We start from the raw sequence: 22,852 nt of genomic DNA on the forward strand, positions 1-22,852 counted from the left end.
TGTTCGGCTGGCTTGGGGGTGTTTGAATTTGAATGTCATATAAAAAATAGTTGATGTTAAAAGTCCATTCTACGTATCTGTCCGGACATCATCCCAATCTTGATCCAGATAACAGATCAGCCAATTCAGCGCACGGTGACGTTCGTAGGCCACTCCGCCATTCAGACCCCCGGGAGGTGTTTGCTCCTTCACACGACTGTCTACACACACCCAGTTGTACCGGTAGATTAGATCCGCTGCATCCAAAATCTCACTTTTGGAGCGAAGCTGTGCCCCGGCTACAAAGGCTTCAACATCGTCACATTGCTGCAAATACCCTACATCTTGTCCTACGTTACAAAGATTTACTGGTGCTCCAAGTTCCTTGACGTAGCCAAGCGCCCATAACATCACATGATAAGCTTCGTATCCCCATGAAAAGGAGATGACCTCCTGATGCTCTGCTCCATGCTGCTCCACAAATCTTCTCTCTACAGGAGAGAAAAATGAATTCGCATCATACTTGTCGATCACTTCCTGGACCAGCGCTGCTGTATCTTCTGCGCTCTCCCCCGCTCCAAGGCATTCACCTTTGAGAGCTGCAATACAAAGGGCTACCGCGCGCTCTGCGACTTGTTCCACACTGCGGATCGTAGTATGCTCATCCCCCGCTCTTGCAGGCAAATGAACATTGAATGGGATTCCTTGCTCCGTTAGAAGCTGCTCGGAGCGCTCTTTACGCTGCATTGCAGATTCCGACGGGGGTCTGGCATCATCCAGAAAACTGGTGTGCGCTGTCACTTTGTAATCCTCTACTTCGGATTCTCCGTTGACATCCAACAGCAGCTGACCTTGCGCATTCAGCAAGGAGCCACCTCCCCAGAAGATGACTGCATCCAGGGCATCGGCCAGATGCAATAATTCATTAAAGAATTCTTCGGAAATGTCTTCTTCTGTCTCGATCCCAACAACCATATTCAGTGTAGAGCATTTAATAAGTACCTTTTCCTGTAGCGCAGCATTCTTTCCCTCAATCTGACTTAGAAATCCCAGCATCCCCTGAATCATTGCAGTAAATTCTTCAGGGTGGGTCTGGCTCGTCATGATATTGAAGCCCTTTGTCTTCTTACTAAATAACTTCTTACGTGTAACTTGAATATGGGTTTTGTCTTCCTTACGCTCAATTGTATCCTGAGGGTATATGGATTGAATCATTTCAAACAGCTGATCCAGGTCAAACTGCGAGCTGTATATCGCACAATTTCTCATGAGGTTCACCTTCTTCTTTCTATATAAGTTCAACTAATAAATATTTACACTGGCACTCCGATGACAGAACAACCTTCCGATCGCTGTTATCCCCAGATTTTGTTGATTCCCTTCTCCAAAGGGAAAAATCCGGGGATAAAGGCGAACACTTCGCTTCTTCAGGTTATTTCTGTCCTCTCCGTTGTTGTGTAAATGTTGAGTTGAACATATCTAACTAGTCCTTATACGGGTCGAATTCATTACCTCCGGCCATCGCGACACCTACGGGACGCAGAATATGGTTTATTTTCAAGGTATGCGCATGCGCATTCAGCACGTCCTGCAGCTTTTTGTACACAAATGGACTTTCATCCGTTCCTGCACCCCGAAGCTCCACACCATATGCACGAATCGCCGCTCGCATCTGTTCCTCGCTGATCTCGCCGCCCATACGTGTGCGCAGCTTGTAATTCATTTTGCCAGCCGCTTGGGTTCGGCTCATAGTGCGCCCTGCACCATGCACGGTGCTGCGGAAAGACTCGGTATTCTCTTCGCTGTGGATTCCTTCCACGATCACCGAGATATCCCCCATGCTTCCGCCCACAAAACCGAGCTGGCCCGGTGCCAGCGGCGTTGCTCCCTTGCGGACCACCACCACGTCTTCGCCCATATGCTGTTCTTTCCAGGCAAAGTTATGATGGTTATGAACCGAATATTCTGCGATCGCTCCGAGGATGCCGAGAACCTGCTCAATCACATAATCGCGCCCTGCATACGCATAACGGCCTGCCAATGTCATCCCGTCCCAATACATATCACCCATTTCACTCTTGAGGTCAAACAGTGTTGGTGGTTGGTCCATCGATTCTCCCGGCGCTTTGCCACTAAACGCACGTCCGGCAGCCAGATTCAGAAAACCACTGGCGACCTTATGCCCAAAGCCACGACTGCCAAAATGGTTTGCAATCCATACTTTACCCGTCGCCTCTTCCACAAAAATATCAACAAAATGATTACCACTGCCCACAGTCCCGAGCTGGTTGCGCGCGAGTGTCTTCAACTTGTGCTGTAGCCCATGCTCAATGGAATCAAACAGCTTCCAGCTGGCATCGTCGAACAGCTCATGCTCCACAGGGTTGGGATTGTTGCGTCCTACACCAAAGGATATGGTCGCATTAATATCATCCATAATCACAGCAATCTGATCCCGTATATCATCCCACATCAGGTTGGTGCGCACTGCCTTGTTACCGCAGGCAATATCATATCCAACCCCTGACGGACTGATCATGTTCCGGTAGGCAACTACGCCCCCGATGGGCTGTGAATATCCTTTGTGATGGTCTGCCATTAGAGCCACGCCCAGTACATCTCCATACTGCGAGCAAGTCACCGCCTGACTTACCGCATTCTCCAGCGGCTCCCCCCAGACTTTAATGTTATCTACGATACGCATGATCTGGTTAACCTCCTTTTGTCTTCATTAAAACTTACAATTAAATATGTACATTGAAACATATAAGTCCCTGCCCACAACTTTCTTTATTTTACCAAAGAGGGACCCTTCCCGAAACTATACATTCCTTCAGCTCAAAGATATCCGTATAAAGTAAAAAAAGAGAGCTAGGCTCTCTTTTACATGATCAGTCCCTATTTTATTTCTTACTGATCTTAAACTTGAACTCCCACGTCGCTGTGTTACCCGAATAACGCCCTCTGTTCTCCGTCACAACTACGGATAGGGTCTTGTTAATTGATTTGGTAATGGAGGAAACCTTAACGTTCATACTTTTGCTCCCCAGATCAGGGATTTTGTCCTGCTCTTCGGCATTCGCTTGTAATTTCAGCGTATCTGTAGGTTTCAGATTCAACGTGACCGACGAACCCTCCTCCAGGCTCTTGCCGTTCACACTTGCCCCTATGGCCCATTCATTACCAACGGAATTGTTCTCCACCAGTTCTGCACTGACAAGCGTCACGGTCACTTTAACCGTCTTGGCAGCGGCATAGGATGTTGGGGAACATACAGCGAATACCAAACTCAGAATCATCAAAACATTAGCCCATTTTTTGAACACGAGAGTGCCTCCCTCATATCAGTTCATTTATTTCGAGACTATGCCTTATTCGCCCTGCTCCTTAAGTAGTCCTTCTACCTATTAGACATTTTCCGTGATATATTGATTAATTAAAATGCTTCCGGTAACCCTGAACTTTCTCATCTTCAAAGCCCAGCTTTTCATAGAAAATATGAGCCTCTTTGCGCTGATCGCCAGACACCAGAATCATGTATTCACATCCAAGATCTCTCGCAATGTGCTCAATCTGAAGCATAAGCTTCTGACCAATTCCCTGTCTGCGTACCCGATCGGATACAATCACATTCTCCACAACCATGAAGGGATTGCACTGACCCGCCAGATCCATACATTCAATACCCATAACCGATCCGGCCAGTTCGCCGTCGTAAAATGCACCGAGTACATGGTAGTGCCCATTTTGCTGGATATAATGAAACATCTTCTGCATCTGTTGTTCATTAGTCGGTGTACCCATCAATTCGTTGTATAATTGGCTTAGCGCCGGTAAATCCTCAAGTTCGATTGCTTTAATGGTAACCATAATAACCCTCCTGATTTTGCCCTATTTCACATACGCTGTCTTACGTTAGGTCCTTCTTAAAATAATAATGACTGTGTCCGGTCGGTGCATTCTCGATCGTTGTGATCAATTGGTAGCTATGCTTCTTGTAAAATTCCGGTGCTTGATATGAGAATGTGTTCAATTGGATGAAGTCACAGGATTTCTCTCGCGCAATTCGCTCAACTTCAAGCAACAACTGAGAACCATATCCCCGATGCCGTTGTTCAGAATCCACCCAAAGAATATCAACTTCCAGCCAGTTCCAGCAAAGTGTACTAAGCACACCTGCAACTATCTCGCCGGTCTCATTTTTGATATTGAAATTCAGTTCTTCGTAACGATGCCTTAATTCCTCGCTCACATGCGCAGCATTAAATGCGATAAGTTGCTGACGAACATACTCTGAATCCTCTGAAGTACTTGGATTGATGTTTATTTGGGACATCCTCTTCTCCTCCTTCTCGTCATTACTTCGTGGTAAACATCTGAATAGGACCTTCCCAGTCAGGCTCTCTAACCTCTTGGTATTTATTATCGGTATAGCGTGCGATGACCTTACGCCAGAAAATCTGAGCAGGCTCATTCGTCTCCATCTCCGCTACTTTCCATGTCCCAGGGAAAAGGTTGAACACATGGATGGCCGCTTGCGCACCCATTCCCAGCTTTCTGTATTTTTTCATTACAAAAAACTCTGCCATAGCGTATATACTCGTTCCCTGTTCACTCTCGATTTCACGAATCAGTGCGAATCCCGCCAATTGTCCTTCTACCCGAAACAAAAAAGGATATCTGCCCGCTTCTGTCCAATAATGGTCCAGGTACACATATTCATATAACCCGTTTTCGTTAACATCTTCCGGGTCATACTCACTAAAATCATATTTGTACAACTCCATCAGATTACGCAAAGTTGATTTATGTTGGTAATCCGCCTTATGAATCGATAACATGAGATTATTTCCTTCTTTCCGTTAGGTTTCGCAGGGGTTCTTTATTTCAGTAGTCTATAATTTACTAAGATATAGTTCAATCCTGAGAACAGCGTAACTCCTGCCGCCAGCCATAATAAAATCATATCAACCCGCACATCTGTCAGCAAACTGAACGGAAAATTATTCAATAATACAGCGATGATGGCTGCCACCTGCAGCACCATTTTGATTTTGCCATATCGATCAGCAGCCAAGGCAATTCCCTGTTCACTCGCAATCATACGCAGTGCTGTAATGACAATTTCACGTCCAATGATGATCACAGCAATCCATGAACCGATCAGATTCTCCTGAACCATCATAATCAGTGCAACCGAAATCAAGAGTTTATCTGCCAGGGGATCAAGCAATTTCCCCAGATTGGTGATCTGATTATATTTTCGCGCCACATACCCATCCAGCTTATCCGTACCCGCAGCCAGTGCAAAAATAATAACGCCAATCACCAGACCATGCTGATCCAAAAAACGAATAAGTTCACTCGACTCCTGTATCCATGATGGCAACGGGATGAAGCACAACATAAATAAAGGAATCAATGTCATTCTTGCCAGGGTAATCTTGTTAGCCAGGTTCATGGAAAACCTCCCTCTACTTCACTCCAATATGTTGTGATTTCTCCACCCTTGCGCCATCCTCCTTTTTTTCACAAAAAAAGAAAGGGCAGACTGTATATCATACAGTTGCCCTTCTTCGGAATTTTTTAATGTATTCCTCTGTTCCTCATCCTCTGGTCTACAATGATTCCTTAATCACTCGTTTGTAATACCATATGGACAACAGGCCGAAGATGGAATACAACAACGTATACACTATCATGACGATTACAGTCGGTGTGGCAAGTTCTGTACCGAAGAAAAACCAGCCTGATTTCACGGCAAAATAACTATGGCTCAGTCCCACAACAAGGGGAATGCCGAAATTAAACAACTGCTTGAACTGAATTCCGCGTAACAGATTGCTTTGCGTAAACCCGAGTTTGCGCAGAATCGTATAGTTTGATTTCTCTTCTTCGCTCTCATTCATTTGTTTGAAATAGAGGATACACCCGGATGTAATCAAGAAGGTGAGTCCCAGGAAACCAACAATGAACATAATCAGGCCCATACTGGTACGTTGATTATTTCTGAACTCGATCTGGGAGAAGCTTGGGGCCTTCAATTGCAGATCTGCAAAAATAGCATATGCATTCTCGTCTTGCCTCGAATCTGTAATTTGCACACCGTAATAATCGGTCGCTTGCCCTTTTTGAAGTTTTGGATCAAGATCCTGCGCAAGCTCTGCATAAACCAATTCATCCACAACCGTCACGGGCGTGCCTTGGTTATAGTATACGGGAAGCACGCCCTGTTTCGTGGTTCCGATTAGCTGCTGGTCAATCGTTTTCTTCAACCCGTGAAGAACAATGGGACCTTCATCCTTAATAGAAAAGAATTGCTGAATCACATTGCCATATCCCATGAAAATAACTTCGCCTGGTTTCAGGTCGATGTTATCCACCATGCTGTCACTTAACACACTGCTGAACAATCGATCTTCCGACAGGGAGTCATTCATGACCTTCGATGCATCAATCTCAATATATAAAGGTTGTCTGTGCTTTTCTTCATACGGAATTTGTTTGTTATCCAGCTCAGCTACAAAACGATCCTTTACATTCGCCTGAGCAAAAGAGAAATCCTCCGGCAGGCTTTCCTTGGCTTGTGCCTCTGCCGAATAATAGGAAATGTAACTGAGCGACAACAAACCTATGGCGAGTGCAGATACGGTAGTAATAATGGTCAGTAGCAAGGCATTCGACCTCATGCGAAACATGATGGAGGATAACGACAATACCTCATTAATGGAGAGATAGCCTTTTTTACTTTTGCGAATCAGATTAAAGAGAAAACTGACGGAACCTTTATAGAACAGATATGTCCCCAGAATAACCGAGAACAAAATCAAAATCATGGTGTACATTAACTGCTGCATATCCAATTTCTCGACGCTGAACAGCCGTGCAGACAAGATGTAACCGAACACGATGAGAGCAATACCCAAGATACCCATCAGAATCTGCCCCACAGATAACTTCTGTACCTGCTGCTCCGTTGTAGAAGATACTCGGAAGAGCGATAGGATGCTCTGTGCTCGGATAAACAGGTAATTCATCAGCATGATGAGCAAGTACATGACCGCAAAGACAATCAGCGTTTGCAACAGCGCCATCGGTGAGAAGTATAGTTTTGTTATCGCATCAACGCCAATAATTTTGAACAAAATCATTAATATCAGCTTGGAACCCAGAAACCCGATTAGAATACCGATTACCATAGAACCAAAGTAGAGAATACAATTTTCCGCACTCAAGATGCCAAATATTCTCCCTTTCGTCAGTCCGATTAGCTGAAACAAACCGATCTCCTTACTGCGTCGCTTGATAAAGATTGTATTGGCATAGAGCAGAAAAATGCCCACAATGACAATCAGTAACACGGACGAGGCCCCTATCGCGGCAGCCCCTTTCGTTGATTCAGCAACCTCATTCATGGAGGGATCATACTGCAATGTCACAAAGGAAAAATACAGCGCCACACTAAAGATCAGGGCGAAGACGTAAAGATAATAATTCTTCAGGTTTTTCCTCAGATTGCGAAAAATGATGTAGTTCAGACTCATGGCTGCACACCACCCAATACGCCCTGAGTTTTGATAATATCGTTGAAGAAGGATTGCCGGGACTCGTCTCCTTTATTTAATTGAGTGTAGATCTGACCGTCCCGAATGAAAATCACCCTGCTGCAATAACTTGCGGCAAACGGATCATGTGTAACCATAATAATCGTAGCCTGATGTTTCCTGTTCATATCACCCATTTTGCCAAGCAGGTCCGAAGCCGATTTGGAATCGAGTGCACCTGTCGGCTCGTCAGCGAAAATAATGCTCGGATCATGCACAAACGCACGCGCAGCCGACGTCCGCTGCTTTTGTCCACCCGAAATTTCGGACGGATATTTGTCTTTCAATTCGTATATGCCCAGTTCACGAGCGATTTGTTCGAACTTCAGGTGTGCCTCCTGCTTCGGAATACTCGTAATCGAGAGCGGCAGCAATACATTTTCCTTCACGGTGAGGGTATCCAGCAGATTATAATCCTGAAAAATAAATCCGAGATAGTCTTTGCGGAACTCAGCCAGCCGTTTCTCCTTCATGCCGGTAAACTCCTGGCCTTCGATTTCAATCGTGCCCTGACTTACCCGATCAATCGAGGAAAGGACATTGAGCAATGTCGTTTTCCCTGAGCCGGAAGGTCCCATAATGCCAACAAACTCTCCCTTGCTTACCCCCAGATCAATCCCCTTGAGGACTTCCTGTTTATTTAATTTGTTGCCATAGACTTTATGAATTTTTTTGGCTTCCAGTATCCACATATCCCACTCACTCCTCTTTGGTATATCTCCATCATAGGCGGGATACTCCGATTTATCGTGCGATTCACCGAACAAAACCAAAAAGCATGTGACAATGTTGTCACACGCCTGCTAGGTGGATCATGTCATTTTTTCTCGGGAAGGTTAGTTTGACACTAGTGCCCTCTACGGGAGCAGACTGTACTTTAACGTCTATACGAAGTGCTTGTGCCACCTGTCGGGTCAAATACAAGCCCATTCCCGTTGCCGTTCCTTCCAGTCTACCCTGAGTTGAAGTGAAGCCTTTATCAAAGATACGTGGTAAATCCTGCGCTTCGATCCCTCTTCCATAATCCTGAATGGTCAATATGATGTGCCCATCCTGTTCCTTGCTTTCAATGACAATGTCAGAGGAATGGCTGTATTTCACGGCATTACTAAGCAGCTGCCGTATGATAAAACCTAACCATTTGCTGTCTGTCAGCACCTTTGTCACATCTAATGACACGTCGAAGCCAATCCGTTTGGATATACACCACGACTTCAAAGCTCTAATCTCGCCATTCAAAATCGGTTCAAGCTCTGTTTCTTCCACAAACAAATCATTATGCATAAATGGAATACGCTTCTGGTGAAGCTGCTGATCGAGAAGTTGGTGAATTCGCAGCCATTCATACGTCATCTGACCCTGCAGCTTGTCATCCGGCATTCGCTCAATCATTAATTGTAGCGCGGTTAAGGGCGTCTTCACCTCATGAATCCAGGACAGCATCTCATCCTTTTCTTGCTCCAGCAAAATAAAATGAGCTGAGGACTCCTTCCGATAACGTTCGGTCTGGGAAGTGACAGCATCGTGCACAATCCGTTCATAAGGGCTTTCAACGATATCTAAATCCCCTGGATCATAGGTGTGATCCCAGGCAGTTAATCTTTTGTAGAAACGAGTCTCTCTTGGATATCTCGCCCAGATAAACACAATGCATACCACCACATTCAGCACGACGATATACGCTACAGATCGGAATGGAATGGACGTGTCGATATAGGCTACAAATAAAATGATGAGCTGCATGCTTATAAGTAACACTAGCCAGCTGAGCTTTTCCCGTATGTATTTGCGAATCATACTTCCGCCTCTTCTGTTGCCATATAGCCCTGACCTACTTTCGTTTCGATATAGCTATCGAGTTCTAGCGGCTCTAGCTTCTTACGAAGGCGATTGACGTTGACTGTCAGCGTGTTATCACTCACAAAATGTTCATGATCCCATAAGCTGCGAATCAGGTCTTCCCGGGTCACAATCTGATTTTTGTGCTCCACTAGCACTTTGAGAATGAACATTTCATTTTTGGTCAAAAGGACAGATTCATTGTTATGGGTAAGTGTATTTTTCACATATTCAATGGTAGCCCCACGCCATGTGCGCAGCTCAATCCGCTCTGTATTGTAGTTATACACCCTACGCAGGGTCGCTTGGATCTTGGCAATCAGCACATCGAAATGGAAGGGCTTCTGGATAAAATCATCTGCGCCCAGATGCATCGACATGACCATATCCGTAGGATGATCACGTGAGGACAGAAAGATAATCGGTACATTGGAATGGGCTCGGATCATGCGACACCAATGAAATCCGTCATACTGGGGAAGCTGAATATCAATGATGACCAGCTGTGGCTGAATGGCACTGTATTCCTGCATCACTTTGCCAAAATCCTGCACGCCATACACGTCATACGACCACTGGGATAACCGTTCTTTGATTTCACTGAATAACGATTCATCGTCTTCAATGAGCATAATTTTAAACATATACTTTCACCACGTTTCTGTTCTTCTTGGGCATTGCCCGAAGCATATTGTTTGACAATCTACGAGGGACCGTTCCAGATACGGATCGTTCTTCCGATCGCAGTTGTCCCCAAATTTCCTTTATTAGATTTATTAAATGTAGAAATTAGGTGACAAAGGCGAACGCTACCGCTTCTTCAGAATCGATTCCGTCTCTTCCACTCCTGCCGCTATTACATAGAACAATACAAATTGTCGAGGCAAAGTAAAATCCATAGTCTCTTACCAATTTAGATGAATCTAAACGTTTATAACTTTTAATCTGTTATCCCTCCATAGTATGGAGGACCTTGCTTGGATCACTGATTTCTTCCATCCGTTCGATCAATTGCTTTGCGACATCTTGTGGCGATCTTAATTGGCCTGCTTCATAGACCTGACCGAATACCTCAGACAGTGCAAATTCTTCTGCACTTTTGCCTCTTGCCACAACCTGTAGCTCAGTATCTACCATCCCTGGATCGAATGCAATCACTTCAACGGAATTGGGTTGCCCGGATTGTTCCATCGCTACGCATTGGGTGAACATGTTTATTCCAGCTTTGGAGGTACAGTAAGATGCCATTGAAGGTGCCGGATAACTGCCTGACCCGGACGATACATTGACTATTTTTCTGCGTGTGGTCAGGTGGTTGGTATGTTGTATAAAAGATGAAGTCAGAATCATAGGCGCTGCCAAACTGATGTTCAGATTAAGACTGATCTCCTCTGCACTGCACCGATCTATCGATTTCAACGGTTCCAGCATCGCTGCATTGTTAATGAGCCCGATGAATTCAACTTCTTGCAGTGGAATCTGTTCTAATATGCCTGAGACAAGATCGTCGATGCTATGAATATCTGCCAGATCAAACTGAACATGCTGGTAACGCTCGTAAGCTTCCTCCAAGTCAGACGTTCCGCGTGCAATACCGTAGACGTGATCTCCCTTTTCCAATAACAATTCCGCAAGCTGTTTGCCGATTCCTTTGGATGTACCTGTAATGATAAAATACCTTTGTCCCATATTCTCCCCGCCTTTCTCTCGCTCTGTGCAATATTGGTTAAACACGTCAAATCTATGACCCTTCCTCTATGACTACACGTTTGGTTTTCTCCACAATGTCACCCATAGGATGGGCAAGCCAAAACAATCTTCATCCTGATCCATCGCCTTCATCGGTCGCAGCTCCACGCATTCAAAAGGATCTTCCAGCAAATAGCGAAGCTTTTCTTCCGTAAAAGCCAGACCACCTTTCATCGACTTCTCACGGTATACCTCCCAATCGTCCATAACGCTCTCCGGTCCACCCTGACCGCCAAATCCTGGAGCAAAGCAGGTCATTCCAAAATACCCTCCAGGTTTAAGTCCGTTCTGAATCTTCTGTATGTAGGGAATTCGCTGATGTGGCAGCAGATGGTGAAGACAGCCCGAATCATAGACGAGATCGTACTCTTCATGTGGCGTGAGTTCTAATGCTGATTTACATTCGAAATTCACTTCAAGCTGTTCCTCCACAGCTCTTTCCTTGGCCCAGGCAATGGCTGTCTCTGAAAGATCATAAGCATCTACTTTATAACCCTGACGTGTTAGATATATTGCATTTCTTCCCGGGCCACAACCGAGCTCCAATGCTTTGCCCCCAGGTAATATTCCTGAGTTTACATGTGCTACCAGATTTTCATCCGGTTTGTTTGAAAAAAAGGGAATCGGCCGGTCTCGATCCTCGTAAAAAGGTTCCCAAAATTGCTTCGCTGATCTGAATTCTGAGTCAAGCATGTCATATAGATCCTGGACATTTTTAATCGTCTTCTCCATAACCACATTCCTCCTCAAATTCATATAAATTATCCTTCATATTCCCTCTTATGTTTCGATCTCTGTGCTCACCATTTGCCCGCTTCATCACGGTTTATACGCTAAATCAACTACCCTCTATTATAACATTTTCACCCAATCCAACTCTATTTTTCTTGTAAGATTCGAGCCGAAAACAGTCTGATTATATGTAAAAAAACGCTGTTTAGAAGAAAGTAATTCCCTGTCCTCTCAACAGCGTTATAATCCTTTTTATTCAGAATTCGATCAGCTTAACTTCTTCGTTAAATAGAGCACTACATCGTCGTCGATGATCGTTTCATCGCCCCACTTTAGATAACGGTCATGCTTGTGAATGCCCTGTCCATCTGGTATATATCCACGACGGGCATATAGAATTTGAGCTTTGCCATAATCGGAGAACACCCCAACACCAATCCCGGCAGTTTCGGTTCGCTCATGAATGACTTCTTCTGCCCGGTCCATCAAACGTGATCCAATTCCCTGACGCTGATACTTGATCAGCACATTGAAATCATTAATTTCCGGAATACCCTGTTCCCTGAACGAAGGGTAATACGAATTCCACAATACATTCACGTAACCGGCAAAAGCTCCATCCAATTCCGCTACCAAAGTCACCCGCTCACCATTCTGCTGTTCTGCAAGATATTGAATGTACTGCTCCGCCGATTTCGCCCAACCCTGTTCCTGAAACGCCTGCGAAATTACGACCGGATCGCCTTCATTTAATAGTCTGATATGTATATTCATCGATATAATCTCCTTAATATTATTAGATATTTAAATGTTATTTTCACAAAGAGTCAGATCCACAAAGTGTTCTTGTGTCCCTTTGGCAGAATATATCCTCCATCGATGCAAAAAAGAATAAAACATATCACCAAAATTCATGCCCTCTGGTAGTTTATCTACCATTTTCATTGCACCTATTTCGGAGTTAGGTTCCAGCGATAGAGCACGGAATTTCGTAATATTCGCATAATAAACCATACCAAACGTTCCATTCATTTGGTAAATTCCGAAAGGTTCTAGCATGAACCTCAATGCTCCCGTCTCTTCGTACAGTTCTCTTTCTGCAGCCCTAAGAACTGACTCGTCGGGTTCACGATTACCTCCTGGGAATTCCCAGCCTCTGCGTTTAAGATTATGAATAATGACGTATTTCTCCTGAAACTGAGTAACCATGATGACATACTGAATCTCTTGTTCCAATTCATGATATTCACTGAGATCCAGCCACTGTTTCTCTATCATCGAAATCACACCTCACATATTTCACCACTAGATTCTCAACCTGCTTCTAAGCGAGGTAATATGGGCAACGTGGTGTCTGCCATGCCATGCATATACGCCCAAATTGTAGTCCAGTCTGGTCGTTTCTTTGGAAGCGGGATGATAAAAGGTTTTGGCATAGTCTACATCTGTTAATGTGTTCAGTAGCGCTACCCAACGTCGATGCAGCGCATCCAGGATTTGCAGGGAAAACTCGACATCCAGCTCCCGCGAATCACTCAGTTCAGCCCATCGCTCCTCGTAATATGGTCTTATCGTGGGGTTATCCTCCGTCAGTGCCAGCTTGAAACGAACCATGCTATTCATATGGCTATCTGCCATATGGTGTATGACCTGTTTGAGCATCCAGCCACCTTCCCGGTAGGGTAATCTCAATTGGTCTTCACTCAATCCTTTGACCGCTTCGCGGGCGCGCTCCGGCAACTCCGCAATATCCTGAATCCACTGCTTCCGCTGCTCTGATGTAACCTCGCCTGTATGTTCAAATGATCCAATCGGGTATCTCAAATCCATCGATCATTCCTCCTTGGTTAAATGGTTTATATAGCACCGCGTACTGCCTATGGGGTATACTCCATCAGCCAGCAGTCTCTCATCTGCCCTTCATGCAGTTCATGTTCTGGTAACAGTCTGACCTTCCTGAATCCACACTTCTCGTAACAGGATATGGCTCGTTCGTTCCAGGATTGCGGGTCCATGACCACTTTCCGAGCTTGTTTATCATTGACCAGATAGGTCATCATGGATTGTACTAGTTGTGTGCCAATAGCGCGGTTCCAGTAATCAGTTTCTCCAATAAACTGATCTGTTCCATAGATGATTTCATCTGTATCTCCATAACCATACTCATTCCGTTCTTCCTCCTCCAGTTCATAGAACTGGATATAGCCGATCGGTTTACCTTCGTGTTCAACCATACAACGATGTGCCGTATCCTCTTGTCTATAAAAGTGCTCTCTGACCAAGTTCAGATCATGCGGCTGATCACGGCCTTCGTAATATTGAAGTACTACTGGGTCAGACAACCATTGAACAAGGAGCTGTTCATCCTTTTCATCCAGTAAACGTACCGTAATCTCATTCGATTGATAGATTAGCATCACTCTGCATACTCCTTAATGATCTCCAGAGGCTCTCCTGAGACCCAGCTCAGGTCTTTGCCCAGTAATTTTTCCTGATGAACATAATAGATCATCGGTTGCCGAATCAGTTCTGCCTCCTCACCCAAAGGATGAATAGTAAAACGCACCTTGTACGTGCCCACCGCATCAGGTATGGAGAACCCTGCAAATTCAGTAATCGCTGTTGATGACTGCCTCTGTAACACTTGACGAAGAATCTCTTCCATTGCACCTGTGCTGCCGACGGAAGTAGGTCGAATAAATCGGTTGTCCTGTTTGTCATCAAAAGATATTGAACCCCAGCCAGCTACAAGGGGATATATGGTGTGCTGACCCTTATCTTCTTTTGTACGTGTAATGGTTAATTGCACCTCGTATTCATCCGTAGCTGTCTGCCGAATCGTGCCCTTCATGTTAACATCCTGCGCTGTAATGCTTGGAGCCAGATTATTATATACAAGAAACACTGCTACAATAATAATTGCAATACCAGTTAGCCAAAATATCGTACTTTTTCGCATGTTTTTAACCCCCAAGCTGGTTAAGCGTAAGTCTGAATTAATTCACTCTCCATTAGCTTCTGTGTAACGCTGTCCAGTTCCGGAGAAGCAGACCAATCACTATCTGTATTCAAACCATATTTAATCGTATGGATAACGCTATTAGCTGACATATATAAATTATGGTGTACTCCTGGTTGCACAATGATGTGATTTCCTTCGCCCATAACTCTGATTTCAAGCGTCTGATCATTCGTAAAATTTGCATAAGCGATCCAACCAGACTGCACAACATAGAACTCGGTTATATGGTTATGGAAATGGCTATTTTGCCATGCTCCCTGAGATGAAGCTACCGTTCTGCAATAATAACTGCCATCTTCTGAAACCATCTTGTATTTCCGTTCCCCGTTAGCCATCTGCTCGAAGCTGGTATTCACATTATCTGGTCCTAAATTTTGTTCTAAAGTTTCTCTATCCAAAACACAACCTCCAGATCTGAAATACGAAGTCAGGCATTCATATTTTATAATCTTTCTTTAACGCCTTACGGCCTTCCAGATATATTTGTGCTCACGCACAGCAAGTCTCCCCTCAATCTGAATTTCCTTCAGCTTAACTTGAAGCTGCTCATGGTACTCAGGCTGTGTGTAATCCGGGTTGCCAGGGATATCGGAAAGAAAGATAGCGAACTCTTTTTCATCAGGGAAGACCATTAGGGCCTCGTTGAATTCCTCAATTTCAATGTTTTCATACTGATTTGTATGCAGCCTTTCTCGTACCTTGCTTACATCGGTATGAATGCCAAAGATCACGCCACCCTTTCGCAGCAATCTCCCATGTTCAATAATGGACGTAGGTCCTCTGCGGTCATAGATCAGGTCGAACTGTTCGTCTTCGAAGGGCAACTCTGTTTTGGTTGTAGCGTAGACAAATTCAACATTGCCAACGTCACCGGCCACAAGCCCAGCCTGAGCGATACGCAGTAGCTCCTTCGAGTTGTCAAAACCCGTAATATGATCGGTATATGCCGACATTTTTAATGTGAATTCACCATGACCACAACCTACATCAAGCACAGATTTATGCTGAGGTAGCAACTGTATCAAGCGCGCTTCAAATACATCTTCTGCTGAATTGCCCTCCCAGGTAAATACCGATCTGCCTTTGTATCCTCCGTTACGTTGTCCGATCATGTCATACCATTCCATGCCCAATAGATATCCCCCCCAGAAGAAAATCCCATATTAAACAACATTCGACACAGACAAGTCGATTTTCCTGTCCATAGGTTAACTTTTTTCTCACTTAAGAGTTTTATCTATCCTCATCTTGTGCTTGTTAAAATTTGAAACGCTTCTCTCGTAGGCGCCGTATTATGCTCGAAGTCGTATTTTGCCACTTGGATAAACCAATAGGATGTGGAGGTTGAATGAATGTCTTTTTTTAAGAAAATGTTAGCCAGTGTAGGTGTTGGAGCAGCCAAAGTAAATACAGAATTACATACACCTGAGGTTACGCCTGGAGGAATCATCTCTGGGATCGTGTACATCGAGGGTGGAGACGTGGAACAGAATGTAGACCGAATCTACCTTACGATCAAAACCCATTACATACGGGAGCACAATGATCGAAAAGTAAATGAAACTGCCGTTGTAGCCAAATACTTGCTTACAGAAGGTTTTATTTTACAGCCTGGCGCCAAACTGGAGAAATCCTTCTCCTTTGATCTACCTGAAAATCTCCCAATTACACTGCATCGTGCAGAGGTATGGGTTGAAACGGGCCTCGATATCTCGAGCGCCATGGACCCCTCAGACCGGGACAGACTCCATGTAGTTCCTACAAAAGATATGAATACTGTGCTTGATGCGATTGATCTCCTTGGTTTCAAGCTGAGTGAAGTGACCAATGACTATGCTCCAAAGCTTGGTGGCAATCTTCCATTTGTACAGGAATTTGAATTCGTGCCAACGAGCAAATTCCGTGGTTATTTGGATGAGCTGGAAGTATTGTTTTACCCAATGGGAGATTCACTGGAACTGTTGCTTCAGATCGACCGCCGCGCACGTGGACTCGGTGGCATTTTCTCGGAGGCGATGGGGACGGATGAGAGCTTTGTCCGACTGCATCTCTACGAGAGACACCTTGCACGGGGTGCGCATTCGGTTGCCCAAGGTCTGGAAGAGGTCATCTCCAAGCATCTATAATCTATTAAAAATAGACCCAAAAACAAAAAACAGTTCTCCTACCAACTTTCATTGGTGTAGAACTGTTTTTTGAATATGTTCTTCTTTTAATAAACAATCAGAAACGCTGTGTCCAGCGCTGTATCCCCGATCGAAGTCCGTAGTATGCAGCAGCAAGCAAGAGAAATCCAACAGCAGCGACCAGAATCGAAGTAGTATCCCAACGGGCAATGGAGCCAAAATCAACCTTGGACTGCAACGTGCTGGTAGATGAATCAGTGTTCATCATTTCAGGTGTATGATTCAGCGTCATTAACATGCCTTGAATGACATTCCAAGCCATAAAACCCAGTGTGAATAGCAAAGTTACCAACAGGGACTCCATACCTAATCGTTTGTTGATAGTCATCATTTTGCCTCCTCATTTACGGTTTGACAACACTTTGGAAGTTATAAAATTCACTACATCATCTGTCGTTTGGCCATCCGTCTGAATGTGCTCTTCAAAGCGTGCTCCATGGAATGCTTCGACACACTTAATCGCTTGTTGAAAAGTCCATCCATCAGGCTTATCCCCGCGCTTCAACAATCTCTCATGTAATGTTTCCATGGATGTCATCAGGGTAAAATGAAAAAGGTCAGTATCTAGCTCTTTCAGACCCCGATGGATGTAACTGAACTGCTCTGACTTGTAGATGGTCATTGGAACAATCAGATGTTTGTTATACTTCTGCCTGATTTCACGGGCGACTTTCACGGTAAGGACTTTCCACAGCTCCATATCCTGAAAATCGTCCGTTTTCTCCACATCCATTCGGACGTCATCCACAATCACGTTTCTTAACATGTATCCAATCTCTTCTGGATCGTAGATCATGCTGTTCGGAATTAACGGCTGCAGCTTGGTTGCAGCAGAGGTTTTACCCGAGCCAAATGCCCCATTAATCATCACAATCATAGTGAAGTCCTCCTGCGTGTCAGATTGAATTAGACAAGAGGTGCTCCAACTCCTGTTTCAGGCGATCTTTGTTCGTATCCACATATTGATAAAGGAGTTCAAATACCTCTTCATTATCCGATTGCATGCTTAAATTACCCGCTTCCAGCTCAACCCGTTGCAAAACCTCAAGGATCTGCTGTCCATGCGTATTCAGGGTCGTCGTTACATCCTGTTCGGAGAGTGCATTCACATTTTCTCTTAACTGCTCAGGTGTTACACCACTTTCGGATAACATATGCTGGATGTTCTTCAGAATCTCTGCATCAGCATCATTGCCTATGCGCTGCATCGCTTCCGTCGTTTCACCCAGAAAACGCCCACTCAAATTTTCAAGAAAACCAGTAATGCCGCTCATGGATAGCTCTGTATCCAGATCTATGATCAGGATGGTATCTCGCAATACCTGTGGAAGTTCAGGTCCACACTCCCGAATGGTCGCAAATTCCGCGCGATACAGATCCATCGCAACACTCCCCACCACTTCCTCACCTGACATGCTGTCAAACTGATCCAAGGGTAATAATTGCTGCAATTCTTCCTGCAATTTGTTCATCTCTCTGCCTCCTGTATCTCTCTATCTATATAAGTTGGACGAATGATTTCACACAGGTCCACTAAAACGAAACGCCTATACATCATAGCAGAATATGTTATATAAGTTTATCCGATGTAAGTTTGCACCAGATCACTTCCCCGCACACTTTACACGGAATATGGATAAAGTTAACCTTCACTTGACCTTTGGAAAATGATCCGCTGTTATGATCTTCTCATCAAGAGTCTTGGGAGGGGTTATGATGCGCCTGGCCTTGTTCACCGACACCTATGTTCCGGAAACCAATGGTGTTGCCGGTACGCTGCACCGCTTGAGTAATCACTTGAACCGCAAAGGAATTGAGCATCTGTTATTCACACCGCAGTCTGTTATTGAAGGCAACGATGCCGCTCCAGTCCGTTCGGTTACCAACATCCCCTTTTTCCTCTACCCGGAATGTCGTATCGCCTTACCTAATCGAGCATCCATCCATCGGGAGCTAAAGACCTTTCAGCCAGATCTGCTGCATATCGCCACTCCGTTCAATATGGGTCTTTTCGGTCTCAGATATGCGCTCAAGTATCAGCTTCCACATGTCATCTCCTACCATACTCACTTCGATCGGTACCTCGAATACTACAAGTTGAAAAGCGTCATTCCTCTTTACTGGAAGTATATCCAATGGTTCCACCGGGCCTGTGATGCAACATTGACACCGTCTCAGGAGACCTTAAACTCATTGCAATCAAAAGGTATTCAACGTCTGAAGTTATGGTCCCGCGGGATCGATTGCAGCCTGTATTCACCTGATAAACGAAGTTCCGATATCCGTACTCGCTACAATATAACCGCTCCTCTAATTCTACTCTACGTTGGACGAATTGCCCCGGAAAAAGATATCGCCACCCTCACCCTTGCCATGCAGCAGTTGCCAGAACATATGCAAGCCCGTGTACACTGGATCATTGTAGGCGATGGTCCATTGCTCCCCAAAATGCGTATGCAATCCCCACCCAATGTCACCTTTACAGGGTATCTGCATGGTGAAGAGCTTGCTGCTATGTATGCTTCGGCAAATATCTTTGTGTTTCCTTCCTCAACAGAAACATTTGGCAATGTGGTGCTGGAAGCGATGGCTTCGGGATTGCCGGTTCTCGCTGCGAATGGTGGCGGTGTAAAAGACTTGGTCACACATCATCGAAGCGGTGTTCTGTTCAAGCCAGGCCATGCGGATGCATTGATTCGGGAGATATGCCTCTGGGGAGATCATATGGATCAACTGAGGAATATGGGTCTTGAAGGCCGAAAACTTGCTGAACAGCGTTCGTGGGATCACATTTTTGACAGGTTGGTCAGAGATTATGAGGAAGCCATTGAGAATCGGAGAAGACGCACGAAAGATCGAATCATCACAGCTTAATTTTCATTAAATAAACCGAATTGAATAATGGATGATCACTGCTGCTCCAAGACCCACCTGTTGAAGTTTGGATATTCATATCCATCATCATTCCAAAAAGAGAATTTATATTCAATACGAGGTATTAAAAAAGAGCGGGGATGGTTAATATCCTCGCTCTTTATAACAGTCGCCTACAGACGTTAAACGTATAGCTTTTTCGATCAGAGATATGTCCCTTTCCCGGTCAAGACGTCTAACATTACACAACGGGTTCAAAGGATATCGTATCTTGCATAATACTCCATTCTACCCTTGGTTTAGCCGTTGCCCCTTCTCCATTCAGGACATTCCCGATCCATATCTCGTCGGTCTCCTGATTCTGCAAAAAGTGCCGGATCGCAGCTTTAATCAGAATGGATGTATGTAAATCCAGCAGTTCATCCAAAGGAATCCAAAATAAATCCCCTTCATCTGATGGAATAAAGGCTCGATGTGTCGTCTCACCAAAATATACAAACTGCTGCCGAACTTCACCGTCGCTATACTGCATCAAAACATATCGAAGACGGAAATTTTCAATTTCCGCTTGCTTGAACCCCGTCTCTTCTTCAATCTCCCGGTAACTGGCGGTCATTGGTGAATTAAGCTCGCCGTGCTCCAGATGCCCGCCAATACCACCCCAGAACTCAAAATCAAACAGCCTGCTGCCTGCCTTCTTCATCATTAACATGTCGTTGCCATTACTCAAAAATGCGGTAGCCATTTGTCTGATCTCCATGTGCACCTTCCTCACTGTTCTGTTATGTAATGTTGTGTTGTTTGAATCTAATCTGACGATCTCCACTTAGAGCAGGCCTTTTAATTCACCAAGATGCTCAATAGCATGCAATGGTTTGGTTGTAATGCTGTCCTGCCAAGGCTGATTAACCTTCATCCAGATCGTGCTCAAGCCTACTTTTGCCGCTCCTTCAACATCATTGACGGGATGATCTCCAATGTAGATACACTGCTCGGGAGAGAGGTTGAAATGATCCAATGCCAATTTGAAAATACGAGGATCGGGCTTTTTGACACCAGCCTCTTCTGAAACGATAATATGATCAAAATCATCCCGGATGCCAAGTTGATCGATTTTGCCGTACTGAATCTCAGTTTTACCATTGGTGATTAAACCTGTTTTATATTTTCCTCTTAGATGCTGAACCACTTCTCTCGCCTGCTCCATCAGAACAGCACTTCTCACATACTCTCTGCCATAGAACTCCATAAGCTCTGCGTGAGGTGGATTCTCAGCCCAAGGTAATTCATGGAGCAGCTCGTTGAACAAGACATCCTTGTCCTTGTAACCATCCTCATCCAGCTCAATAATTCGTTTAAAAATATCATCCGTAGTCTCAAGATGGGCAAAATAAGTGTTGATCAAGCTCTGGCTGAAGCCTTCAAAGGTACTTGTTCTGTTGAGAATTGTATTGTCTAGATCAAAAATAATTGCTTTAATATGATCCATCGTCATACTCCTCCTGTCTGGTCTTAAAAACGTTCTTTCCTTAATAGTTGCTCCAGTTTCCGATTGGTTTCGGCCTGCTCTTGAATTAACCGTTTCGTATTACTTTCTATACTGATGAGTGTGACCGTCATAATAATTACACAAATGATCCCAATAAACCCCATAATACTACTCACCTCTAACGTAATGTTTATTGTATTCTGTTAGCTGCGACTACCATGAATTATAAACATGCAAACCCAACCATAGATTAGACCAGGGCTGGGTTTAGCTTGTAAAACTCAATTTCATTTCTTCTTTTTGTGATAATGGTAGCCTGTGCAAAGGCCCTTTTGTTTGGATTTCGCGGAACAATTATGTCCACCATTTTTGTCCAGTCTACCTGGATGGGCATAAGCTGAAGAAGATACACCAATAAGTACGACAAAAGACAAGATTACAATGACAACCTTTTTCATAAGTCACCCTTCGATCACACCCTATGCTTTAGGGCTTAATTCATCCTCCATCATTCTACATGAAAACCCATAATTAGGATATCCTTATTACTCCAAAATTTGCTTATTCTATGATTTTAAACTTCCTCAACGCATGTGTGATGCCATCCTCACTTGCTCGCAGCGTGACATAGTCGGCACTTTGTTTGACGCGTTCTCCTCCGTTTCCCATCGCAATGCCAAGACCCACGTACTCTAGCAAATCAATATCATTTTCACCATCGCCAAAAGCCATTGCTTCCTCTTTCGATATTTTCAGGTGGGCGAGCACTTTTCCTGCCGCTATCGATTTGGATACTTCGTTCTCTTCCAGTACGTTAGACACGTAAGGATGAAACCTCACGAATTTTAATGCAGGGAATCTGGATTGGAATTTCTCCACTTCGTCTTGATCAGCATATAAGCAAATGCAATACACTTCCTGTTCCAAAGAACTGATGCTCAAGGGGTACTCCATCAGACCGAGCGTATCTCTCAATGCATCGGTGACACGTACATCCGTTGGGCATAAACCATTCATCTCGAATGACTCTGTAAAATAAGAAATACTGCTGCCGTTCAGCTCGGCAAATTCACTGAATTCTCTTACCACTCGTTCAGAAAGCACCGACTTATGTATCACTTCTTCACCGTTCTTGATCAATGCCCCGTTAGCCGAAATTATGGTATTAATCCCGAGTTTCTTGAAATCTCGGCATAAATTGTACGGTCTGCCAGTGACCAGCACGACCTGTATGCCCCTACGAACCAATTGTCGAATCGACTCCTCTGTACTTGGAGAGAGACTTCGATCCTTCTCACTGAGTAGCGTACCGTCCACGTCCATAAATACGATTTTAATCAAAGGAACACCTCCTAAGTTATATCAATTGAACTAAAGC

The 22,852-nt window shown here is 44.5% G+C and carries 28 protein-coding genes; 2 read left to right on the forward strand and 26 right to left on the reverse strand.

Annotation, left to right across the window (positions count from 1 at the left end; translation table 11 throughout):
• Positions 1 to 69 precede the first annotated feature (69 nt).
• The 20 genes from BUA17_RS15015 to BUA17_RS15110 all read right to left on the reverse strand — a co-directional run bounded on the left by BUA17_RS15015 (position 70) and on the right by BUA17_RS15110 (position 16,052).
• On the reverse strand, positions 70 to 1,248 hold the full coding sequence (locus tag BUA17_RS15015; RefSeq protein WP_072734094.1) for a DUF4272 domain-containing protein: 1,179 nt from the start codon (positions 1,246 to 1,248) through the stop codon (positions 70 to 72).
• Positions 1,249 to 1,462: 214 nt separating this feature from the next.
• Positions 1,463 to 2,683, reverse strand: a complete 1,221-nt coding sequence (locus BUA17_RS15020; RefSeq protein WP_072734095.1) for an RtcB family protein — start codon at positions 2,681 to 2,683, stop codon at positions 1,463 to 1,465.
• Between the two features lie 199 nt (positions 2,684 to 2,882).
• Complete coding sequence (locus tag BUA17_RS15025) at positions 2,883 to 3,305, reverse strand: hypothetical protein (RefSeq protein WP_072734096.1); 423 nt, start codon at positions 3,303 to 3,305, stop codon at positions 2,883 to 2,885.
• A 106-nt stretch (positions 3,306 to 3,411) separates the two neighbouring features.
• Positions 3,412 to 3,849, reverse strand: a complete 438-nt coding sequence (locus tag BUA17_RS15030; RefSeq protein ID WP_072734097.1) for a GNAT family N-acetyltransferase — start codon at positions 3,847 to 3,849, stop codon at positions 3,412 to 3,414.
• 40 nt (positions 3,850 to 3,889) lie between these two features.
• Positions 3,890 to 4,315 carry a GNAT family N-acetyltransferase gene (locus tag BUA17_RS15035; protein WP_063564137.1) on the reverse strand — a complete coding sequence of 142 codons (426 nt, stop codon included), beginning with the start codon at positions 4,313 to 4,315 and terminating at the stop codon, positions 3,890 to 3,892.
• A 22-nt stretch (positions 4,316 to 4,337) separates the two neighbouring features.
• Positions 4,338 to 4,820 (reverse strand): GNAT family N-acetyltransferase, encoded by a 483-nt coding sequence (locus tag BUA17_RS15040; protein ID WP_072734098.1) that lies wholly within the window; start codon positions 4,818 to 4,820, stop codon positions 4,338 to 4,340.
• A 41-nt stretch (positions 4,821 to 4,861) separates the two neighbouring features.
• The gene (pgsA, locus tag BUA17_RS15045; RefSeq protein ID WP_072734099.1) at positions 4,862 to 5,440 is read right to left on the reverse strand and encodes a CDP-diacylglycerol--glycerol-3-phosphate 3-phosphatidyltransferase; all 579 of its coding nucleotides are present in this window, start codon (positions 5,438 to 5,440) and stop codon (positions 4,862 to 4,864) included.
• A 157-nt stretch (positions 5,441 to 5,597) separates the two neighbouring features.
• Positions 5,598 to 7,523, reverse strand: a complete 1,926-nt coding sequence (locus BUA17_RS15050; RefSeq protein ID WP_072734100.1) for an ABC transporter permease — start codon at positions 7,521 to 7,523, stop codon at positions 5,598 to 5,600.
• Positions 7,520 to 8,275 carry an ABC transporter ATP-binding protein gene (locus tag BUA17_RS15055; RefSeq protein WP_072734101.1) on the reverse strand — a complete coding sequence of 252 codons (756 nt, stop codon included), beginning with the start codon at positions 8,273 to 8,275 and terminating at the stop codon, positions 7,520 to 7,522. Before BUA17_RS15055 ends, BUA17_RS15050 begins: the two co-directional genes overlap by 4 nt.
• 100 nt (positions 8,276 to 8,375) lie before the next feature.
• Complete coding sequence (locus BUA17_RS15060; protein ID WP_072734102.1) at positions 8,376 to 9,380, reverse strand: sensor histidine kinase; 1,005 nt, start codon at positions 9,378 to 9,380, stop codon at positions 8,376 to 8,378.
• Complete coding sequence (locus BUA17_RS15065) at positions 9,377 to 10,066, reverse strand: response regulator transcription factor (protein ID WP_072734103.1); 690 nt, start codon at positions 10,064 to 10,066, stop codon at positions 9,377 to 9,379. Before BUA17_RS15065 ends, BUA17_RS15060 begins: the two co-directional genes overlap by 4 nt.
• A 304-nt stretch (positions 10,067 to 10,370) precedes the next feature.
• A complete protein-coding gene (locus BUA17_RS15070) occupies positions 10,371 to 11,111 on the reverse strand; it encodes an SDR family NAD(P)-dependent oxidoreductase (RefSeq protein ID WP_072734104.1) in 741 nt (246 codons plus the stop codon).
• A 72-nt stretch (positions 11,112 to 11,183) separates the two neighbouring features.
• Positions 11,184 to 11,903 carry a class I SAM-dependent methyltransferase gene (locus BUA17_RS15075; RefSeq protein WP_072734105.1) on the reverse strand — a complete coding sequence of 240 codons (720 nt, stop codon included), beginning with the start codon at positions 11,901 to 11,903 and terminating at the stop codon, positions 11,184 to 11,186.
• A gap of 267 nt (positions 11,904 to 12,170) precedes the next feature.
• A complete protein-coding gene (locus tag BUA17_RS15080) occupies positions 12,171 to 12,677 on the reverse strand; it encodes a GNAT family N-acetyltransferase (protein WP_072734106.1) in 507 nt (168 codons plus the stop codon).
• 30 nt (positions 12,678 to 12,707) lie between these two features.
• Complete coding sequence (locus BUA17_RS15085) at positions 12,708 to 13,181, reverse strand: NUDIX domain-containing protein (RefSeq protein ID WP_072734107.1); 474 nt, start codon at positions 13,179 to 13,181, stop codon at positions 12,708 to 12,710.
• A gap of 27 nt (positions 13,182 to 13,208) precedes the next feature.
• The gene (locus BUA17_RS15090; protein ID WP_063564126.1) at positions 13,209 to 13,733 is read right to left on the reverse strand and encodes a YfiT family bacillithiol transferase; all 525 of its coding nucleotides are present in this window, start codon (positions 13,731 to 13,733) and stop codon (positions 13,209 to 13,211) included.
• A gap of 47 nt (positions 13,734 to 13,780) precedes the next feature.
• The gene (locus BUA17_RS15095) at positions 13,781 to 14,320 is read right to left on the reverse strand and encodes a GNAT family N-acetyltransferase (protein WP_072734108.1); all 540 of its coding nucleotides are present in this window, start codon (positions 14,318 to 14,320) and stop codon (positions 13,781 to 13,783) included.
• Positions 14,320 to 14,862, reverse strand: a complete 543-nt coding sequence (locus tag BUA17_RS15100) for a hypothetical protein (protein WP_063564125.1) — start codon at positions 14,860 to 14,862, stop codon at positions 14,320 to 14,322. Before BUA17_RS15100 ends, BUA17_RS15095 begins: the two co-directional genes overlap by 1 nt.
• Positions 14,863 to 14,882: 20 nt before the next feature.
• Positions 14,883 to 15,323, reverse strand: a complete 441-nt coding sequence (locus BUA17_RS15105) for a cupin domain-containing protein (RefSeq protein ID WP_072734109.1) — start codon at positions 15,321 to 15,323, stop codon at positions 14,883 to 14,885.
• A gap of 57 nt (positions 15,324 to 15,380) precedes the next feature.
• Complete coding sequence (locus tag BUA17_RS15110; RefSeq protein WP_244552170.1) at positions 15,381 to 16,052, reverse strand: class I SAM-dependent methyltransferase; 672 nt, start codon at positions 16,050 to 16,052, stop codon at positions 15,381 to 15,383.
• A 225-nt stretch (positions 16,053 to 16,277) separates the two neighbouring features.
• On the opposite strand from BUA17_RS15110, the gene BUA17_RS15115 reads away from it, so the two are divergent.
• A complete protein-coding gene (locus tag BUA17_RS15115; RefSeq protein ID WP_072734111.1) occupies positions 16,278 to 17,051 on the forward strand; it encodes a sporulation protein in 774 nt (257 codons plus the stop codon).
• A 97-nt stretch (positions 17,052 to 17,148) separates the two neighbouring features.
• On the opposite strand, the gene BUA17_RS15120 is transcribed toward BUA17_RS15115, so the two are convergent.
• From BUA17_RS15120 to BUA17_RS15130, 3 genes are read right to left on the reverse strand one after another with little or no spacing between them, the layout of a single operon-like run.
• Positions 17,149 to 17,442 (reverse strand): hypothetical protein, encoded by a 294-nt coding sequence (locus tag BUA17_RS15120; RefSeq protein WP_139295665.1) that lies wholly within the window; start codon positions 17,440 to 17,442, stop codon positions 17,149 to 17,151.
• A 9-nt stretch (positions 17,443 to 17,451) separates the two neighbouring features.
• Positions 17,452 to 17,988, reverse strand: coding sequence for a DEAD/DEAH box helicase family protein (locus BUA17_RS15125; RefSeq protein ID WP_072734113.1), 537 nt, complete (start codon positions 17,986 to 17,988; stop codon positions 17,452 to 17,454).
• Positions 17,989 to 18,007: 19 nt separating this feature from the next.
• Positions 18,008 to 18,583: a DMP19 family protein gene (locus BUA17_RS15130; RefSeq protein WP_072734114.1), complete on the reverse strand. Its 576-nt coding sequence runs from the start codon at positions 18,581 to 18,583 to the stop codon at positions 18,008 to 18,010.
• A 241-nt stretch (positions 18,584 to 18,824) separates the two neighbouring features.
• Between BUA17_RS15130 and BUA17_RS15135 the strand changes: the two genes are divergently transcribed.
• Positions 18,825 to 19,985: a glycosyltransferase family 4 protein gene (locus BUA17_RS15135; protein ID WP_072734115.1), complete on the forward strand. Its 1,161-nt coding sequence runs from the start codon at positions 18,825 to 18,827 to the stop codon at positions 19,983 to 19,985.
• A gap of 241 nt (positions 19,986 to 20,226) precedes the next feature.
• On the opposite strand, the gene BUA17_RS15140 is transcribed toward BUA17_RS15135, so the two are convergent.
• The 3 genes from BUA17_RS15140 to BUA17_RS15150 form a co-directional block, all read right to left on the reverse strand.
• Positions 20,227 to 20,745: an NUDIX domain-containing protein gene (locus BUA17_RS15140; protein ID WP_231952621.1), complete on the reverse strand. Its 519-nt coding sequence runs from the start codon at positions 20,743 to 20,745 to the stop codon at positions 20,227 to 20,229.
• A gap of 66 nt (positions 20,746 to 20,811) precedes the next feature.
• Complete coding sequence (locus tag BUA17_RS15145; RefSeq protein ID WP_072734116.1) at positions 20,812 to 21,474, reverse strand: HAD family hydrolase; 663 nt, start codon at positions 21,472 to 21,474, stop codon at positions 20,812 to 20,814.
• Positions 21,475 to 22,035: 561 nt separating this feature from the next.
• Entirely contained in the window at positions 22,036 to 22,815 is a 780-nt protein-coding gene (locus BUA17_RS15150; protein ID WP_072734117.1) for a Cof-type HAD-IIB family hydrolase, read from the reverse strand.
• Positions 22,816 to 22,852 lie beyond the last annotated feature (37 nt).

The sequence above is a fragment of the Paenibacillus sp. ov031 genome (genome assembly GCF_900143165.1).
Classification (GTDB): Bacteria; Bacillota; Bacilli; order Paenibacillales; family Paenibacillaceae; genus Paenibacillus; species Paenibacillus marchantiae.

What these genes read in the sequence shown, in the direction of transcription:
- BUA17_RS15015 (WP_072734094.1), bottom strand. Translation starts at nt 1,248, where the DNA reads ATGAGAAATTGTGCGATATACAGCTCGCAGTTTGACCTGGATCAGCTG.
- BUA17_RS15020 (WP_072734095.1), bottom strand. Translation starts at nt 2,683, where the DNA reads ATGCGTATCGTAGATAACATTAAAGTCTGGGGGGAGCCGCTGGAGAAT.
- BUA17_RS15030 (WP_072734097.1), bottom strand. Translation starts at nt 3,849, where the DNA reads ATGGTTACCATTAAAGCAATCGAACTTGAGGATTTACCGGCGCTAAGC.
- BUA17_RS15035 (WP_063564137.1), bottom strand. Translation starts at nt 4,315, where the DNA reads ATGTCCCAAATAAACATCAATCCAAGTACTTCAGAGGATTCAGAGTAT.
- BUA17_RS15040 (WP_072734098.1), bottom strand. Translation starts at nt 4,820, where the DNA reads ATGTTATCGATTCATAAGGCGGATTACCAACATAAATCAACTTTGCGT.
- pgsA (WP_072734099.1), bottom strand. Translation starts at nt 5,440, where the DNA reads ATGAACCTGGCTAACAAGATTACCCTGGCAAGAATGACATTGATTCCT.
- BUA17_RS15050 (WP_072734100.1), bottom strand. Translation starts at nt 7,523, where the DNA reads ATGAGTCTGAACTACATCATTTTTCGCAATCTGAGGAAAAACCTGAAG.
- BUA17_RS15055 (WP_072734101.1), bottom strand. Translation starts at nt 8,275, where the DNA reads ATGTGGATACTGGAAGCCAAAAAAATTCATAAAGTCTATGGCAACAAA.
- BUA17_RS15060 (WP_072734102.1), bottom strand. Translation starts at nt 9,380, where the DNA reads ATGATTCGCAAATACATACGGGAAAAGCTCAGCTGGCTAGTGTTACTT.
- BUA17_RS15065 (WP_072734103.1), bottom strand. Translation starts at nt 10,066, where the DNA reads ATGTTTAAAATTATGCTCATTGAAGACGATGAATCGTTATTCAGTGAA.
- BUA17_RS15070 (WP_072734104.1), bottom strand. Translation starts at nt 11,111, where the DNA reads ATGGGACAAAGGTATTTTATCATTACAGGTACATCCAAAGGAATCGGC.
- BUA17_RS15075 (WP_072734105.1), bottom strand. Translation starts at nt 11,903, where the DNA reads ATGGAGAAGACGATTAAAAATGTCCAGGATCTATATGACATGCTTGAC.
- BUA17_RS15080 (WP_072734106.1), bottom strand. Translation starts at nt 12,677, where the DNA reads ATGAATATACATATCAGACTATTAAATGAAGGCGATCCGGTCGTAATT.
- BUA17_RS15085 (WP_072734107.1), bottom strand. Translation starts at nt 13,181, where the DNA reads ATGATAGAGAAACAGTGGCTGGATCTCAGTGAATATCATGAATTGGAA.
- BUA17_RS15090 (WP_063564126.1), bottom strand. Translation starts at nt 13,733, where the DNA reads ATGGATTTGAGATACCCGATTGGATCATTTGAACATACAGGCGAGGTT.
- BUA17_RS15095 (WP_072734108.1), bottom strand. Translation starts at nt 14,320, where the DNA reads ATGCTAATCTATCAATCGAATGAGATTACGGTACGTTTACTGGATGAA.
- BUA17_RS15100 (WP_063564125.1), bottom strand. Translation starts at nt 14,862, where the DNA reads ATGCGAAAAAGTACGATATTTTGGCTAACTGGTATTGCAATTATTATT.
- BUA17_RS15110 (WP_244552170.1), bottom strand. Translation starts at nt 16,052, where the DNA reads ATGGAATGGTATGACATGATCGGACAACGTAACGGAGGATACAAAGGC.
- BUA17_RS15115 (WP_072734111.1), top strand. Translation starts at nt 16,278, where the DNA reads ATGTCTTTTTTTAAGAAAATGTTAGCCAGTGTAGGTGTTGGAGCAGCC.
- BUA17_RS15120 (WP_139295665.1), bottom strand. Translation starts at nt 17,442, where the DNA reads ATGATGACTATCAACAAACGATTAGGTATGGAGTCCCTGTTGGTAACT.
- BUA17_RS15125 (WP_072734113.1), bottom strand. Translation starts at nt 17,988, where the DNA reads ATGATTGTGATGATTAATGGGGCATTTGGCTCGGGTAAAACCTCTGCT.
- BUA17_RS15130 (WP_072734114.1), bottom strand. Translation starts at nt 18,583, where the DNA reads ATGAACAAATTGCAGGAAGAATTGCAGCAATTATTACCCTTGGATCAG.
- BUA17_RS15135 (WP_072734115.1), top strand. Translation starts at nt 18,825, where the DNA reads ATGATGCGCCTGGCCTTGTTCACCGACACCTATGTTCCGGAAACCAAT.
- BUA17_RS15140 (WP_231952621.1), bottom strand. Translation starts at nt 20,745, where the DNA reads ATGGAGATCAGACAAATGGCTACCGCATTTTTGAGTAATGGCAACGAC.
- BUA17_RS15145 (WP_072734116.1), bottom strand. Translation starts at nt 21,474, where the DNA reads ATGGATCATATTAAAGCAATTATTTTTGATCTAGACAATACAATTCTC.